The sequence below is a fragment of the Candidatus Enterovibrio escicola genome, from assembly GCF_002464935.1.
GTDB classification, from domain to species: Bacteria; Pseudomonadota; Gammaproteobacteria; order Enterobacterales; family Vibrionaceae; genus Enterovibrio; species Enterovibrio escicola.
In genome coordinates, this window is record NZ_NBYY01000009.1 from 208,495 (window position 1) to 225,708 (window position 17,214).

Consider the following 17,214-nt stretch of genomic DNA (forward strand, 5'->3'; position numbering starts at 1 on the left):
TGGCAAAACACGACAAGTCTAAAAGCATCACTTACATATAGAGCAACTAAACAACCTAGGATCAAGTAAGATGTCAAAGAGTTTTAACACTATTGCTCTGGTCGGAAAACCCAAAAATCAAGATGCAATTGCAACTCATAAGAGCCTTTACCATTGGTTAACTAAGCAAGACTATCGCACATTGGTCGACAGTCGACTTGATAACTACTTACATATCCCTACTCAGGATTTTCATGATCTGCTTTCTATCGGAGAGAAGGCAGATCTTGCTATTGTTATTGGAGGCGACGGTAACATGCTAGGTGCCGCCCGTGTCTTGTCGCATTTCGACATTTCAGTGATTGGCGTAAACCGAGGTAATCTCGGATTTTTAACCGACATTGATCCAGATAATTACAAAGACGTCCTTTTTTCTGTTCTTACCAATGATTATGTCGAAGAACAACGTTTCCTGCTAGAAGCCGAAGTACGTAGTCATGGTCAGATCACAAGCCACAACACCGCACTAAACGAAGCCGTACTTCATCCAGGGAAAGTGGCACACATGATTGAGTTCGAAGTGTACATTGATGATAACTTCGCATTTTCCCAGCGCTCAGACGGACTGATTATCGCAACGCCAACAGGTTCAACAGCCTATAACCTTTCTAGTGGTGGCCCTATCTTATCACCCAGTTTAGATGCAATTTCCTTAGTACCTATGTTTCCACACACGCTCTCAAGCCGCCCACTCGTGGTGGATGCAAAATGTCATATCAAACTGGTTGTATCACCTGATAATGGCAGCACACTGGAAGTTAGCTGTGACAGTCAAGTATCTCTTCCCGTAAATCCTGGCGATGAAGTTCATATTTATCGCAGCCCCTCATTTTTACGACTGATACATCCAAAAAATTACAGTTATTATAAGACACTACGTACTAAACTTGGCTGGTCTAATAAATTATTTTGAGCTTTCTTTTTTAATATCGTTACAAATTCCTCATCATTAACACCACGGAATAACCTACTGTAGATAAACACAGTTTGTGCTGTTCATATCAACAAAATAATAAATATCGGTGTTTAAGTCTACCACTGCACATTACAATTCAGAACCTTACGTTTGTAAAATTAACCTCAGATCTGCATAAGCGCTTGCTTATCAAGCAAGTCATCTTGATGCTCGGCTTCTTTGGTTAAAATGAATACGCGATAAACCCCGCCAGCAAATTGGCTATAAAGCTAATACAACTACGGTGCCGAAGATGCTAGATTTTAGATATGTTTTTTAGTTGTTCAAAAACGGTTTAAATAATCAATTGTTTCCGGAGCATTAGGCAATCACAAAGTTTCATCACTTTGGATTTCATATTTTTTACACCCGTTATCAGTATAACTCCCTTGTGTGCAAGTTCCCGCTCCAATGGATCAGAGATATAACCTTTGTCTCCGTATAAACACCCCTAAAGTTCGTCAGTCATTTCCGGTACAAATTTCCTATCATCCACATTAGCCATCGTCACTTTGACTGAGATAATACCACCTTCGTCATTGATAATGAGGTGTAATTTGAAGCTGTAAAACCACCCCATCGTTTCTTTTCCTAGTTTCTCAGCACCTTTAAAAACCTGATATCTGAAAATGAGGAGGTTTTAACAAACCTGTAGCTTAGACGAATCAACGAAGGTCATCCCTGTCGGTTTTGCCTGACGGTGAGTGAGGTAAAAGCAAAGTAGAACCAGAACACCTTGCATGCGCATGAGCATTCACGTGTAGCTGACTCATTCAGGAAATTCGTTGCTGAGGCAGAGGAAAACAAAATGGATGTAATAGGCTTTGAAGTCTCGATATCTAGATTGATGTAAAGCTATCACTATCGTCATCACTTCACTAACTGCCAGGCGAAAAGGCTTGTTTGAATAGCCTTCTATTATCAAATATGCCGCCAAACATGGAAAATTACCACACGCTCTCTGACATTCTACTATTAATCGTTTGTGGTGTTATTACAGGATATGCAGGTTGAAGAAGAATAAAAGACTTTGGTACCGATCATCTCAATTAGCTCAAATTAAGGATGGGTCCCTCCGTTAGGTAAAATAAACGACAAAGTGATCGGTACATTCATTGAATGTGAGTATTACCTTTAAATCATAATAAACCCATTAAATACATGACCTGATGAGAAGGGAGGTGCTCTCATCACGGATACACGCAAAACATGAAACAAAAGATAATGAAGCTTTCGGCTAGTCTAATGCTGAGAAATCGATTCATCATCGAAACAACCTTTGATTAACTTAAACATATATCCCAAGTAAGGCATTTGTGACACTGAAGTTGTATGAGTTTAATGGTCAACCTAATTGCTAAATTCATTACGTATACGTTCCAACCACAAAACCTAGCCTTAAAATTATTCAGCTTGAAAAAGCCAAGCTTATACGGATTTGAAGTTTCTTATTTCGACTCTCTAACCAAAATAGACATAAATGCACACTGGTAAACAGCTAATAAGGGAGGTAGGACTCAATGATAAACTTGAATTCGCGCAATGAAAGTATATCTCATTAAGGAGATAAACTACCACCAAAATACTCCGCTAGGTACTGTTCAAAGTTCACACCGTCACTCTGCTCCACGTTTCGCTGACGTTGAAGGCTCGCTTCACTTTCTTTTCGGAATTGTGCTTCGGTGAATTTTAAATAGTCACCCTTAGAGAAAAGAGCAGCATTGTCAGCGGCAATCCCCAACCCGACCTTGCTAATACTCTCTTGGGAGATAATCTTTTTTAGCAAACGTGCTGACAACGTTTTTTCAGGATAATCGAACCACGTCACTAAATCTCGGCAAACTGACTGGTATTTATCACCTCCATATGCTTTATCCATGACGACAGAAAGATCAGTTAAGTCTGCAAAAACACGATGCCCCCACTCAGTTTGGGTTAGCTGCTCACCGTTACAACCAATTTGTAAAGTTAGATTTGGCTTACGTCCTCCCATCACCACTTTATCCCAGTTTTCACGCCAACATCGAAGTTCACAATCCGCCATCAATTCTGATGGCGACAATACACACCAAATCACGAACAAATCAAGGAAGTAAACTTGTGTTTCATCAATACCTATCGGGCTGAATGGATTAACATCAAGAGAACGTACTTCAATGTACTCCACACCACCCCGTTCTAGTGCATCTGACGGTTTTTCCCCACTCTTCGTCACCCGTTTAGGGCGAATTGGCGCATACAGTTCGTTTTCAATTTGCAGCACATTCGTATTAAGTTGACAATAGCCAGATGCATCTTTCACACCAATATCGGCAAACTCTACCGATGGTGTTCGCATTGCATCCCGTACACCCTCCAAGTATTGCGCAAGGTTATCAAACCCAATTTTCAATACACCCTGTGTGCTATTTGTATAACCAAAATCACTCAAACGAAGTGACGTTGCATAGGGCAAGTAGTATGTCCCTTCCTTACCAATGGTTTCAAAGTTCATAGCCCTCTCTGTATTTTTGATGAACGAACCACAAAGTGCAGGTGACGCACCGAACAAATATGGAAGTATCCAACCAAAACGGTAGTAGTTTCTGATCAATCCCAAATACGCATCAGATATATATTCTTGAGTTGTGTACGTTGTCTGATCTCTAATCCACAGTTGCCAAAAACTTTGAGAAAATGAGAAGTTGAAGTGTACACCGGAGATAACCTGCATGATGCTATCATAACGATGTTTTAGACCTTTACGGTAAAGAGTTTTCATTCGACCCACGTTTGATGTGCCATATTGTGCCAAGTTTATCTCATCTTGATTTCCAACATAACAAGGCATGGACAGTGGCCACAGCATTTCGCCATCAAGTGAACGATATGTAAATCTGTGGATATCCTGTAACTGAGTCAGTGTTTCAGATACTGAATAGCTTACTGGGGTGATAAATTCCAGCAGTGATTCAGCAAAGTCAGTAGTTATCCACTTGTGCGTTAAGGCTGATCCTAATACCGGAGGATGGGCAGAAAGCGACAATGTTCCTTCCGACGTGATACGCAGAGCTTCGCGTTCAATACCTCGTCCAAGACCCTTTAGCGCATTGGGATGTTCAGACAGCGCCGCCAACCGTTGAGAAAAACTAATCAAGGCTGTACTCATTTATATTAGAAAAGACTAAAACCGACAAGCTTAATCACTCTGATCAGTAAAAGCCATCTCATTGTTTTAATTCATGAGCTCACTATACCAAAACAACTTGAAGAAGCTCAATTTTAGAGGTCATCAGTGCATTCAATTCGAGAACGACTCTCATAGAAATCAGTTTAGTTCACGGGAGTTTAACGAAGAAATAGACATTTATCTGCCCACGTAAAAAACGTTTACTTACTCTATAAACTTGATGTTATCCCTTTTTAAGGGAGCGCACTCCCCTTATATAAGGGATGCTTTGATCATGACATCAGTAAATCTCGCTGAAACCTGCACTCCAAATTATTTTAGGATAAACGTAGGAAGTTCGATTTTATCGCAAACTGAAGTGCTAAGTTAGTTTGAACTACGCATAAGAAATTAACTAAATGCCAAAGTTGCGATCTGATTGTTTAAAAAAACTATTGACTACATAAGAACTTGGGCATAAATAACCTAAACACTGTTTTCGTCAATGTCGACGACTTCTGCTGGACTTTCCTCCATGCATGGAAAAAACATTTAATTTCTTCCGGTATCAAATAAAGAAACAAACCTTTTCGCCTCCCAGTTAGCGAAGTGATGAGGATAGTGACAGTTTTCCATCAATTTTGGTATCGAGACTTTAAAACCTATTACATCCACTTTGTTTGCAGCTACCTCACCAACGAATTTCCTGAATGAATCAGCTACACACAAATACTCAAGCTCATGCAAAGTGATTTGGTTCCGCTTGGCTTTTATCTCACTCACCGTCAGGGATTGCCTGTGTTGATTCATCTAAGCTGCAGGTTTGTTACAACCTACGCATTCTCAAACATCAGGTTTTTAAAGGTGCTGCGACACGAGGAAAAGAAACGATAGGGTAGTTTTACGACTTCAAATTACACGTTATTATCAATAATAAAGGTGATATTATCTCAGTCAAAGTGACAGTGGATGATAGGAAATCTGTACCGGAAATGACTGACGAACTTTAGGGGTGTTTATACGGAGACAAAGGTTATCTCTCTGATCCATTGGAGCGGGAACTTGCACACAAGGGAGTTATACTGATAACGGGTGTAAAAAAGAATAGGAAACCCAAAGTCATGAAACTTTGAGATCGCCTGATGCTCCGGAAACAATTGATTATTGAAACCGTTTTTGATCAACTAAAAACATATCCCACATCGAGCATTCTTGGCACCGTAATTGTCTCAACTGTATGGTCAACTTCCTGGCTGGGCTCATCGCATAAAGAAGCCTGTCGCATCTTCGTAACGGATGGACGAGATATATATCAAGGTAAAAGATCAGTGGAAGTATTACCCTTTGGCTGTTAATAAGTTCGGTAATATCATTAATTTTCTACTGTACAAACACCGTGATGAGAAAGTAATTATACCTTCTTCAACAAGGTAATAGCCCATAACTGTGGTCATGTATTTAATAGGTTTTTCTGCGTATAAAATGACTTTCTTTTGCATAGTGATCATGAGAGCTATCCTTGACGTTCAATGTTGTTTTTACCCGCAAAAAAACAGTTAAAAAGCAGGATATCGGCCTTGCTGGACACTAACGATATCGTTGCCAAGCATGTTGCTGAACCTTCCAGCTTAAATACATATAAAGGGCTTATAAGGCGGAATTAAAAGAGCAACTTGTTGAACTTGCTATGAATAATTCGGTTGGCCGCGTTTTAAAAAACTTACACTACACTGTATAAGCACATTCCCTCTTGATGTACTAGAAGTGGTGCTTATCTGCGAAGTAGATGAGCAATGGTCTTTCTTAGGTAATAAAAATACCCCTCGCTGGCGCGAGGTATGCTTGGGAGCCTTGATTGGAAAGAATCATTGCTCACGTATTAAGGTGTCGTGGAAGAAAGATATTTAATTTACTTTTTAATTGGTTACCCATATTCAATATTTTATTTTAGTGTCGGGCGGTTTCAATGTGTACGAAATCCTTCCCGAAACTAAACACATTGTTGGCAAATTCTATACACCACGCATTGAGAGGGAAAATTTAACCCTCCGTACACGCTTGAAATAACTCAACCGAAAAACTATTGAATACTCAAAATCAACGGAAATGCACGAAAAGGTGATCTGTATATTCATTAAACGGTAGTATTACCTTTAAACCATAATCAACCTATTGAATACATGATCATAAGGGTTTACCTGAAAAGATGTGATTAATAAGAGTGGTGCCAATGCGTGAGCGTTGCATAATATCAAACTCTAGTTTACGTGGAGGATGCTCAACTTAATTTAAGTATTCAAGTTAGACATTTTAACAACCTAATCGAACAGAACTACCGGAAAGTCAAAGGTAAGATGCATCAGTTCCTAGAATGGAAATTAGATAAAGGAACCACCGCAATAACTTGCTGGCATAGAGCTGTGATCGATGATTAGAAATAGACAACTCAAAAACCCAAAGAATTTATATGGTTGGGATAAATTCTACGCGCTTACCGTCTAATTTTATTTAAAAATCAATATGCTTCTACTTCTGCATAATTTTTTAATTAAACCTAAATTAGTGCCTTCAAACGATACAAAGCGTCTAATGCTTGGCGTGGGGTCAAATCATCTAATTCTATCTCAATTAAAGCTTTTTCTGCATCGCTTAGCTCCATAATCGCATATAATTGTGATGCGGGGAGATGTATATCTTCACCTGTTACCACGTTATATCCACTAGCTTCGAGTTGTCGGAGCTTGTGTTTAGCACGTTGAATCACTGTTTTTGGCACTCCCGCTAGTCCTGCTACAGCAAGACCATATGATTTGCTAGCTGCCCCTTCCTGAACAGCATGCATAAATGTAATTGCATCACCGTGTTCGATTGCATCAAAATGTACGTTTACTAGGCCACTTATCTGACCAGAAAGCTCTGTCAGTTCGAAATAGTGTGTTGCAAATAAGGTCATGGCATTGAGTTCTTCTGCCAACCACTCCGCACTCGCCCATGCTAGCGATAAACCATCATAAGTACTTGTTCCTCTACCAATTTCGTCCATGAGGACGAGACTGTTTTCAGTGGCATTATGAAGAATATTAGCGGTTTCTGTCATTTCGACCATGAAGGTAGATCGCCCCGATGCCAAGTCGTCGGATGCACCGATACGGGTGAATATACGGTCAACCGTTCCTAAGGTTACCGATTTTGCTGGTACATATGAACCAATATGTGCTAACAAGGTTATCAACGCTGTTTGACGCATATAAGTTGATTTACCACCCATGTTAGGTCCCGTAATAATGAGCATACGACGGTTTAGATCTAAAATGGTTGGGTTAGCAATAAACGGTGCATTGAGTACTTGTTCTACCACTGGATGACGCCCATCCTTAATATTGATACCACGAGTGTCTGTGAATATGGGTCGACAATAATTAAGCGTTTCTGCACGTTCTGCTAGGTTTGCTAACACATCCAGTGTAGAAAGTGCATCTGCTGCAGATTGCAACATTTCTAAATGTGGTAACAACTTATCAAATAGATCTTCCCATAGTTTTTTCTCAATCGCTAACGCTTTAGTTTTCGAGTTAAGTACTTTATCCTCGTGCGCTTTTAATTCGGGAATAATATAACGCTCAGCGTTTTTTAGCGTCTGTCTACCCACATAATGTGGGGGCACTAAATGACTTTGACCACGGTTAACCTGAATATAAAAACCATGTACTTGGTTGTAGCCAACTTTTAAGGTATCAATGTTATGGAGTTCCCGTTCCCGTTGCTCGAGTTCTTCAAGAATACGGGTTGCACCCTCGGCCAATTCACGCCAGTCATCTAATTCTGAGTTATAACCTGTCGCTATCACACCTCCATCACGAATCACCACTGGAGGTACTTCTACAATTGCCTCTTCCAAGAGGTGTGTTAGTTTAGGCATAGGTGCTGAAGCGTATTTCAACGGAGTAATAGAGTCGTCAGAGAGTTCATCAAGCAGCATTTTTATCTCTGGAAGTTGTTGCAAGGCACTGCGGAGTTTAGCTATGTCACGAGGGCGTGCTGAACGTAGCGCCAAGCGCGCCAGAATGCGTTCCATGTCACCGATAGGGTTCAAGGCACGGGTAAGCTCAACATACATACCGGATTCTTTAAGCACGTCTATAGCATCCAATCGTTCATTGATGATAGTGCAATTACGGACAGGCTGATGGAGCCAACGTTTAAGCAAACGGCTACCCATGGGGGTAGTGGTTTTATCTAACACGGAAGCTAAAGTGTTCGCAAGCCCACCAGATAGATTTTGGGTAAGCTCTAAGTTACGACGGGTTGCCGCATCTAGTATCACCGATTGAGCTTTATTCTCTTTCACCAAGGTACGAATATGTGGCATCGCAGTCCGTTGAGTATCTTTGATGTATTGCATCAAACATCCGGCAGCAGCAAGTCCGAGTGAACACTTTTCCACACCAAAACCTACTAAATCTCTAGTGTTGAATTGCTGGTTGAGCTGCCGTTTGGCTGTATCGAGATCAAATTCCCAAATAGGTCGACGTCGGCTTCCTTTACACATTCCGATGAGAGAAATATGGGTAAAGTCTTCTGGATATAATAATTCTGCAGGCTGTGTACGTTGAAGTTCCGCCCTCATTTCTTCTTCGGTATTTGGTTCGCTCAACAAGAAACGACCAGAGGTGATGTCAAGTGTGGCATAGCCAAAACGGTCTCCGTGCATAAAAATAGAGGCAAGCAGGTTATCAACACGTTCACTAAGTAGTGCTTCATCTGAGACAGTTCCTGGCGTAATGATACGTACCACTTGTCGTTCTACCAGACCTTTCCCGATTACCGAATCTCCAATTTGCTCACAAAGTGCTACGGATTCTCCCATTTGAACTAAACGTGCTAGATATCCTTCAACTGCATGGTAGGGGACACCAGCCATCGGTATAGGTACACCTGCAGACGCGCCGCGTTTGGTTAGAGAAATGTCGAGAAGTTCTGATGCACGCTTTGCGTCATCATAAAAAAGCTCATAGAAATCACCCATTCGATAGAAAAGAAATTCTTGAGGATGTTGAGCTTTTAATTTTAGGTATTGTTGCATCATAGGTGTGTGGTGTTCTACTACTTGTTCTGTCACGGTTTACCTGCGATATTACAAAATGTGGATAATATGATAAGGATACTAGAATCGCTGTAAAGTGTCCTCCTCACGATGCTGGAAAAATGAAGTAAAGCAGAGGGAATAATGGAATATTTATTAAAATTGGCCATGCAAATTGGCATTTTTCTGAGAAATTCAGGTGAGATTGTGACAACTGCAGAGTCTTGTACCGGTGGCGGTATTTCGTATATACTGACGGAAATTGTAGGGAGCTCGGCATGGTTTGAACGTGCATTTGTGGCTTACAGCAATGAGGCTAAATATGAATTGCTCGGGGTAAAGGAAGAAACACTAGTAACTTGTGGCGCCGTCAGTGAAGAAGTGGTAGCTGAAATGGCATGTGGTGCAGTGAGCGCCTCCAATGCAGATTATGGCCTTGCCGTAAGCGGCATTGCTGGTCCCCTAGGTGGTAGTGAAGCCAAACCAGTTGGCATGGTATGTTTTGGTTGGGCAACGAGGTCGGGAGTGGTGACTGAAACTAACCTCTTTAAGGGAGATAGGTATGTGATTCGTCGTAATGCCATCGCTCACAGCTTATGCGGATTTCAGTCCTATCTTGAAAACCAACAATCAGAGCGAGAATAAAATACATATCAATTAACCACTATCGGGAGCAAATAAATCTAAGAAGACACCGTGCTTGGGTAGAAGAGACTAACCAACTCCATCCCTCTCCCACAAAACACACATTTTAAGAAATGAAGACCTGCTACCTCTTAGAAAAGATCTGCTACAGCTGGATACGTTTGGTGTCGCTCATCATTACATCTACCAAGTCGCCTGCTGACATAGCTATCACTTCCATACCCCTTCTTACAAGCTCGCTATAACTTCAAGGCCATAAACCCAAAATGCAAACGCTTCTAATTGGAGTGATTATGGAAAGGAATACGAAGTTATCTAGACAAAATTAAGACAACTTGCCAATAGTTCACTCTAGGAAACAGGTGAACGCCTATTTTGACCATACTTTCCCGTATATAACATTTTCCTCATTTCAGACAATCTTTCCCCTTAGAACTAAAGTTAACTCTATGTTACCCTTGACCGCAACCCAAGCATTTAGGTAAGTGGCAAAGCCCTTTGCTGGAACAGCAGGCTCGTCGAATAAAAAACCTGTCGTCTCTTCGTGGTGGATGAACGAAACATATATCGACGTAAAAGGTAAGTGGAAGTATTACTATTTGGCTGCTGATAAGTTTGATAATGTCAATAATTCTCTACTGTGCGAACACAGTGATGAGAAAGTAGCTAGAACCTGCTTCAACAAGGACATTAACCATAACGGTTTACCTAGAAAGGTGGTAATTGATAGGAGTTGTACCAATTTGCTAGCGCTGCATAATATAAACATCCAACTCTGCTTTACAGGAAGGATGCTCAACGTGATTGAAATGCTTCAAGTTAAGTATTTGAATAACTTGCTCGAGCAAAGCTACCGGAAAGTAAAGGTAAAATGCATCAGTGCCTAAGATGGAAATCAGATAAAGGAGTCACCGCAACACTCACAGGCAGCCTAATTGAATCTAAAAATTAGTATGTTTCTACTTCTGTATAACTTTGCGACAAAATCTTTTTTGGAGGGAACGTATAAGCAACGGATCAAGCAAGCAGCTTGATCATAAAACGCACACCACTTCAGTGCCGAAGAATGCCCTATTTGGGATATATTCTTAGTTATTATCTGAATTCAAGCATAACTGAATGAACAAACCTAAAAATGGTCCCAGATGAAAATAGGAGCTTCCCTCAAATAGGGATCAATCAGGGTCTAGGAAATGTTTAGGGTTCAACCCGTCTACCGTTATTTTTAAAGAAATATCATTACCAGATTGGTTGTAAGGTGTCGCACTTCAGACTCGGATGCAAGGTCAACTACTATCTCGATGAGAATATGTGTCCAACAGACAATATATCCTATCTTAATCTACACTTGCTATCCAGATCTTCTGGATACAAAAACCACAATGTATATATTTATTATGCAAAATATCATTGACTAACTGGAGTTGGCCTAATATATAAGCCATATTGAAAATATTAAACTCATACAAATAATAAATGCATGAGTGAATACCTGTCCAAAGGACACTAAACAAAGGAAAATAGTAGTTAAAAATTCCTTTAGTAGTTTAAGATGCCATGTAAATTTACTTCGTGCAGATATGCAGACCGAACAAACTCAATAAAAAGAAAGTTGTAATTATTCAAGGAATAGAAAAATGCTTATTTTGACTCGTCGCGTAGGTGAAACGCTGATGATTGGTGATGAAGTAGCCTTGACTGTACTGGGTGTAAAAGGCAACCAAGTACGTATTGGTGTGAATGCACCGAAAGAGGTATCAGTACACCGTGAAGAAATCTACATGCGTATCCAAGCTGAAAAAGGTAATGCTGCTCCGTCTATTGGTCATTTTTATGCAAAACGTATTTAGAATTTCCAAAACCTCGATCCAGACAAGCAGTCTTTATGTTATTGTCTAATAGCTAATTTAAACAGAGATCAATGAATTTAGTACGCAGTTCATTATCAATCTGTCTAGGAAATGAACAAACACCTTATAGGTGTTGATTTCTCAAGATAAAGTGTTTGACATATCCGTGGCTCGAAGTAATATGACCATCCGCAAGTCGGTGAGGTGGCCGAGAGGCTGAAGGCGCTCCCCTGCTAAGGGAGTATATGGTTTATAGCCGTATCGAGGGTTCGAATCCCTCCTTCACCGCCATTTTTACCTTGCCTGTTTTTCATATATCAGGGTGGCGTTATTGATCAAATCAGACCCATAATGCACTGATCCAAATCTTCTTTACAGTCTTAATTTATCTGTTGGCAGACAGGCATACCGAGTCTTATGACTTTATTCATTACTTTTACATTTGCTAGTGCTTCAGCAACTTGAGCATTGTAATCACGAAGAGTAAGTCTACTAGGGCTGAGTAACTGGTTTATATCGAAACGTTGCTGTCTCTTATAATGCGCGTTTCTCATAATCCCTATCCTTTTTCCAATCCACCAATTAATCTTCTTTTAACGCCTTTACAGCTTGATTTCTAGGATGCACTTCCCAGTCTCCCGTATTGCTTAGAGGTGGAATACTGGGTGTTATTCCTTTGTTTTTCAGTACGTGATGACGTAATCGTTCACCAGTCCCCCATTGAAAAGAAATAAGTGATAATCATATCCCACTCGACAATTCCTATTGAGTGATCTTCTCAGTCTACCAAACTGACTTCATGAAAAAAAAAGCATTATTAAAATAAACTACCCACGGTAGAATCACTAGGTTCCGAGCAAGCCAACACACTCATCCGTGAATTATAGAACAAGCTTTGTGAGTAATGAAAATAGGTTGCCTGCTAGTTCAAGGAACTCATCAGGCTCTCCATCATCAGACACCCCCGCAGCGAAGAACGCGCAAAAAAATCTCAAAAAACCAGTAAGCGAGTTCAAAGAAACTGATTACATCGTGTGTTATCAGCCAGATACCTGCTACACCCAATACGGTGGGAATTTTATTCCTAATACGGAGTTTACCCATTATCATTAAGTCTTTGAGTTACCCAAAGCATCGTTGGATATTACTAAATATCAGTTATTTTATGGTCGGTGCCAGCACTATAACCATACCGTCCGAGCCAATTTGCTAGATGATGTCCCATCAAGTCAGTTAGGCCCTCGGTTGCTTAGCAACATTGCCGTTTTATCTGGGCCAATATCACCTAAGTGTCCATAACATCCAGCGCCTTTTTATGGATCAATACGGTACGTATTTTTCTATCGGACTGATTAGTTAAGCCCGAGGACGAGTCAGTAGTATGTTAACACCGTTGCATCAGGCGCTGAATGACCCTATAAAACAATCTGCTGTTATTCATCTAGATGAAACAATGCACAAACGAAATAGGGAAACGGCTACCCGATGGATCTCACTCCTCAGTGGTAGTAATGCGGTATATCAGACCATTCGTTATCGTCGTAATGAGGAAACAGCAAAAGAACTGCTGGATGAACAGTGCCACGCGATAGTGATAACCAACCAATGTGGTAGTTATAACTGGCTAGATCCTACGCGACACCAGTTCTGTTCAGTTCCATTCACCTGTTCTGTCCGTGGTGGAAACTTGTAAGAAACATGAGCTATCTGCATTGGATGTCATTAGTAATATAGTGTCATCGATAATCGGCAAGCAATCCTATCTCAACGTGTTTAATCTCATAAATACCTAATCAAACCACCTCTGGTGAACGCTTACGGTCAAAAACGATTTCAATAATAAATCATTTCTAGAGCATTAGGAGGCTCTAAAGTTTCATCACTTTGGGTTTCATCTTTTTTTCACACCCCTTATTAGTATCACTCCTTTGTTTGCAAGTTCCCGCTCCAACGGATCAGAGATATAACCTTTATCTCCGTATAAACACTCCAAAATCTCATCAGCTATTTCCGCCACAGGATTTCTATCCTCCACGTTATCTGTCATCACTTTGACTGAGATAATACCACTGTGGTCATTGTGTAATTTAAAACCTTAGAACCATCCCATCGTGCCTTTTCCTCGCTTCGTGATACTTTTAAAAACTGATATCTGAGGATGCGTAGGTTGTGATAAACCTATATCTTAGACAAATCAACGAAGGCAATCCCTGACGGTGAGTGAGGTAAGAGCAAAACGGAACTAGAACACCTTGCATGAACTTACAGATTCGTGTGTAGTTAATTAATTCAGGAAATTTATTGGTGAGATATCGGCAAAAAAAGTGGATGTAATAGGTTTTAAATCTCGATATCCCGATTGATAGAAAGCTCTCATTATCGGTATTACTTCGCTAACTGAGAGATGATAAAGTTTGTTTCTTTGTTTGTTTGAACATCGAAAGAAACCAAGTGTTTTCCCATGCAGGGAGGACAGTCTGGCAGATGTCATCGACATCAACGAAAATAACGTTGAAGTTATTCATGCCCAAATCCTTATGCAGTTACTAGTTTATTTCAAACGAGCAGATGGCGACTTTAGCATTTAGTTAATTTCTTATGCGCAGTTCAGGTGACGCTAGAAAGTTCCTGAAGAGCAAAGTGCTATTCCTCAAATAAACCGTGTGGTTTAGTCTCGGTTGTATCCTGTAGACGAAAATAACTTGAAGATACCATGCTATTTTAATAGTGATGGTCACTCCAGAAAATTAGGGATTTTGTACGAAAAACCACTTATCTAATACATAACCCTAGAGACGTTCAGATAGCCATACTGTCACAGAGTCCAGCGCCATTGATAATGCGCTAGCATTACTGCCACCCGCTTGTGCCATGTCAGGACGGCCACCACCTCTACCACCTACTTGCTTGGCAACCATGTTCACCAACTCACCCGCATTTATTTTACCAACAATATCGTTGGTAACACCTGCAAGCAACGTGACTTGGTCGTTAGTTACGTTACCTAGGAACACTACACCACTACCCATCTGGTTTTTCAGATCGTCAATCATGGTTCGCAGCACTTTTCTATCAAAACCATCCAATCTACAAATCAGGACGTTAACACCCTTAATTTTCGTCAACTCAGTCATAAGACTTTCACTTTTCTGTACAGCTACTTTTTCTTTTAATTGTTGGATTTCTTTCTCAAGCACTTTAGCTCGATCCTGATATTTATTTATCTTCTGAATAAATTCTTGCTGTTGTCGATAGAAAGCATTTTCAGCACCCTGCCCTGTTACTGCTTCAATACGGCGAATACCTGCTGCAATACCGCTTTCTGATATAATCTTCAGCATACCAATATCGCCAGATCGACTCGCGTGCGTACCACCACAAAGCTCGATAGAAAAATCACCTATAGTCAAAACACGTACCTGTTCGTCATATTTCTCGCCAAACAGGGATATTGCACCTTTTTTTTTCGCGGCGTCGAGGGACATCAACTCGGTCGAGATGTCATTATTCTGACGGATTTGTGCATTCACTAGTTTCTCAACGGCACGCATTTCATCCGGATTAACAGCTTCCGGATTAGAAAAATCAAAACGTAATCCCTCCTTACGAACCAAGGAACCTTTCTGTTGGACATGTTCACCCAATACAACACGCAGAGCTTCGTGAAGCAAGTGGGTAGCGGAATGGTTAAGTGCAATTGCCAGACGGTGCTCAGCATCTACTTTTGCCTTTATGGTGTCACCCACGGATAGATTTCCGTCTACTAGATTGCCGTGATGGCCAATCACTGAACCGTATTTCTTGGTATCAATAACTTCGAACCTACCAGCATCAGTGCTGAAAAAACCTACGTCTCCACTTTGGCCCCCTGATTCTGCATAAAACGGTGTTTGATCCAAAACAATCACTGCTTCGTCAGGCATTGAGAGGGTCTCAGTGTACATACTACCCACGGAGATATATGTGATCATGCCATGACTCTCTGTCGTGCCGTATCCCATAAATTCAGTGTTGTTGTCAACTTGTATAACTAAGTTATGGTCATTGCTAAATTGGCTCGCTTCACGAGCATGTCGACGTTGTTCTTCCATCGCAGTTTCGAAGCCTTTTTCGTCGATGCTCAATCCGCGCTCACGTGCTACGTCGTTAGTCAGATCTATAGGGAAACCATATGTATCGTAAAGTTTGAACACGCTTTCGCCATCTAACACACCACCTTTAATATTTTCCAACGCATCGTTCAGAATTGCCATACCACGGTCAAGGGTACAAGCGAAGCTTTCTTCTTCAATTTTTAGCACTTTCTCAACTAAACCTTGCTCTTGTTTCAGTGCTTCACCCGCCATACCCATAACTTCTACAAGGGGACCAACCAATTTATATAAGAATGCGCCATTTACACTCAGTTTATTTCCATGGCGAACTGCGCGACGAATAATACGGCGTAACACATAACCACGACCTTCGTTTGATGGCATTACTCCGTCTACAATCAGGAATACACATGAACGAATATGATCGGCTACAACCCTCAGAGATTGATTAGACAAGTCTTCATGGCCAATCACGTCAGCTGCTGCTTTAATTAACTTCTGAAAAATATCTATCTCATAGTTAGAATTAACGCCTTGAATAATAGCAGCAATACGTTCAAGACCCATACCCGTATCTACGGAAGGCTTAGTCAATAATTCCATTGTGCCATCGGCATGACGGTTATATTGCATAAATACGTTATTCCAAATCTCAATGAAGCGATCTCCCTTTTCTTTTGTAGAACCGGGAGGACCACCCCAAATATGATCACCATGGTCAAAGAAAATTTCGGTACACGGGCCACAAGGACCTGTATCACCCATTTGCCAAAAGTTATCTGACGTATAAGGAGCACCTTTGTTGTCATCAATACGTATGATACGGTCTGCTGAAACACCAATCTTTTCGTTCCACAATGAAAACACTTCGTCATCTGTTTTGTAAATGGTTACCACCAGTTTATCTTTGGGTAGTTTCAAAACATCGGTTAAGAATTCCCACGCGTAACTAATAGCACCTTCTTTGAAATAGTCACCAAAACTAAAATTACCTAACATTTCAAAGAAAGTGTGGTGACGAGCAGTAAAACCCACGTTTTCAAGATCGTTATGTTTACCACCTGCACGAACACATCGCTGAGCTGTAGTAGCACGTGTATAATCACGTTTCTCGATACCAAGGAAGCAATCTTTAAACTGGTTCATACCTGCGTTTGTAAACAACAGTGTTGGATCATTTACAGGTACGAGCGAAGAACTCGGCACGATTTTATGCCCTTTACTTTCAAAGAACTTAAGAAACGCTGTGCGAAGCTCGTCAGTACTCATGTACATTGGATAATCCTGAAGTTAATGTTAAATCGCATTTAGTGCGACCGACTAGAGTCATTTAGTACCCATTGTAACCAACCAGACCAGTTGCGGAAAGAGGTGGAAAGAAGTTTCCGTGCTGTACAAGC

The 17,214-nt window shown here is 40.8% G+C and carries 11 protein-coding genes, 1 tRNA gene and 5 pseudogenes; 10 read left to right on the forward strand and 7 right to left on the reverse strand.

Annotated elements, in window-relative coordinates; translation table 11 throughout:
- Window positions 1-70 precede the first annotated feature (70 nt).
- Complete coding sequence (gene nadK / locus BTN49_RS02565; RefSeq protein WP_097355883.1) at window positions 71-952, forward strand: NAD(+) kinase; 882 nt, start codon at window positions 71-73, stop codon at window positions 950-952.
- Between the two features lie 226 nt (window positions 953-1,178).
- Here the strand turns inward: nadK and BTN49_RS21750 are convergent.
- Window positions 1,179-1,904: pseudogene (locus tag BTN49_RS21750) on the reverse strand (IS982 family transposase); the annotation flags it as partial.
- Between the two features lie 648 nt (window positions 1,905-2,552).
- Window positions 2,553-4,109, reverse strand: coding sequence for a glutamate--cysteine ligase (gene gshA, locus BTN49_RS02580; RefSeq protein ID WP_097356055.1), 1,557 nt, complete (start codon window positions 4,107-4,109; stop codon window positions 2,553-2,555).
- 510 nt (window positions 4,110-4,619) lie between these two features.
- Here gshA and BTN49_RS21755 point away from each other — a divergent pair.
- From BTN49_RS21755 to BTN49_RS20090, 3 genes and pseudogenes are all read left to right on the forward strand, one after another.
- A pseudogene (locus BTN49_RS21755) lies at window positions 4,620-5,409 on the forward strand (IS982 family transposase); the annotation flags it as partial.
- A 29-nt stretch (window positions 5,410-5,438) separates the two neighbouring features.
- Window positions 5,439-5,576 (forward strand): DDE-type integrase/transposase/recombinase, encoded by a 138-nt coding sequence (locus BTN49_RS02605; protein WP_097355888.1) that lies wholly within the window; start codon window positions 5,439-5,441, stop codon window positions 5,574-5,576.
- A gap of 486 nt (window positions 5,577-6,062) precedes the next feature.
- Window positions 6,063-6,287 (forward strand): annotated as a pseudogene (locus BTN49_RS20090) (IS1 family transposase).
- 409 nt (window positions 6,288-6,696) lie between these two features.
- On the opposite strand, the gene mutS reads toward BTN49_RS20090, so the two are convergent.
- Entirely contained in the window at window positions 6,697-9,228 is a 2,532-nt protein-coding gene (gene mutS / locus BTN49_RS02615; protein ID WP_394336629.1) for a DNA mismatch repair protein MutS, read from the reverse strand.
- A 141-nt stretch (window positions 9,229-9,369) separates the two neighbouring features.
- Here mutS and BTN49_RS02620 point away from each other — a divergent pair, with 141 nt between their 5' ends.
- From BTN49_RS02620 to BTN49_RS02635, 4 genes are all read left to right on the forward strand, one after another.
- Window positions 9,370-9,870: a CinA family protein gene (locus BTN49_RS02620; protein WP_097355890.1), complete on the forward strand. Its 501-nt coding sequence runs from the start codon at window positions 9,370-9,372 to the stop codon at window positions 9,868-9,870.
- 551 nt (window positions 9,871-10,421) lie between these two features.
- Window positions 10,422-10,757, forward strand: a complete 336-nt coding sequence (locus BTN49_RS02625) for a DDE-type integrase/transposase/recombinase (protein WP_146679037.1) — start codon at window positions 10,422-10,424, stop codon at window positions 10,755-10,757.
- Window positions 10,758-11,507: 750 nt separating this feature from the next.
- Entirely contained in the window at window positions 11,508-11,720 is a 213-nt protein-coding gene (gene csrA, locus BTN49_RS02630; RefSeq protein WP_097355892.1) for a carbon storage regulator CsrA, read from the forward strand.
- Between the two features lie 198 nt (window positions 11,721-11,918).
- Window positions 11,919-12,011: transfer RNA gene (locus BTN49_RS02635), tRNA-Ser, on the forward strand.
- 89 nt (window positions 12,012-12,100) lie between these two features.
- Here BTN49_RS02635 and BTN49_RS17135 read toward each other — a convergent pair.
- Window positions 12,101-12,416: pseudogene (locus tag BTN49_RS17135) on the reverse strand (IS5/IS1182 family transposase); the annotation flags it as partial.
- A gap of 201 nt (window positions 12,417-12,617) precedes the next feature.
- On the opposite strand from BTN49_RS17135, the gene BTN49_RS20095 reads away from it, so the two are divergent.
- Both BTN49_RS20095 and BTN49_RS20100 read left to right on the forward strand, forming a co-directional pair.
- On the forward strand, window positions 12,618-12,833 hold the full coding sequence (locus BTN49_RS20095) for a hypothetical protein (protein WP_150141200.1): 216 nt from the start codon (window positions 12,618-12,620) through the stop codon (window positions 12,831-12,833).
- 265 nt (window positions 12,834-13,098) lie between these two features.
- A pseudogene (locus BTN49_RS20100) lies at window positions 13,099-13,413 on the forward strand (IS66 family transposase); the annotation flags it as partial.
- A 198-nt stretch (window positions 13,414-13,611) separates the two neighbouring features.
- Here BTN49_RS20100 and BTN49_RS02645 read toward each other — a convergent pair.
- From BTN49_RS02645 to alaS, 3 genes are all read right to left on the reverse strand, one after another.
- A complete protein-coding gene (locus BTN49_RS02645; protein ID WP_097355894.1) occupies window positions 13,612-13,767 on the reverse strand; it encodes a transposase in 156 nt (51 codons plus the stop codon).
- 346 nt (window positions 13,768-14,113) lie between these two features.
- Window positions 14,114-14,245 carry a hypothetical protein gene (locus BTN49_RS18885; protein ID WP_263363538.1) on the reverse strand — a complete coding sequence of 44 codons (132 nt, stop codon included), beginning with the start codon at window positions 14,243-14,245 and terminating at the stop codon, window positions 14,114-14,116.
- Window positions 14,246-14,509: 264 nt separating this feature from the next.
- On the reverse strand, window positions 14,510-17,089 hold the full coding sequence (gene alaS / locus BTN49_RS02650) for an alanine--tRNA ligase (RefSeq protein WP_097355895.1): 2,580 nt from the start codon (window positions 17,087-17,089) through the stop codon (window positions 14,510-14,512).
- Between the last annotated feature and the right edge of the window lie 125 nt (window positions 17,090-17,214).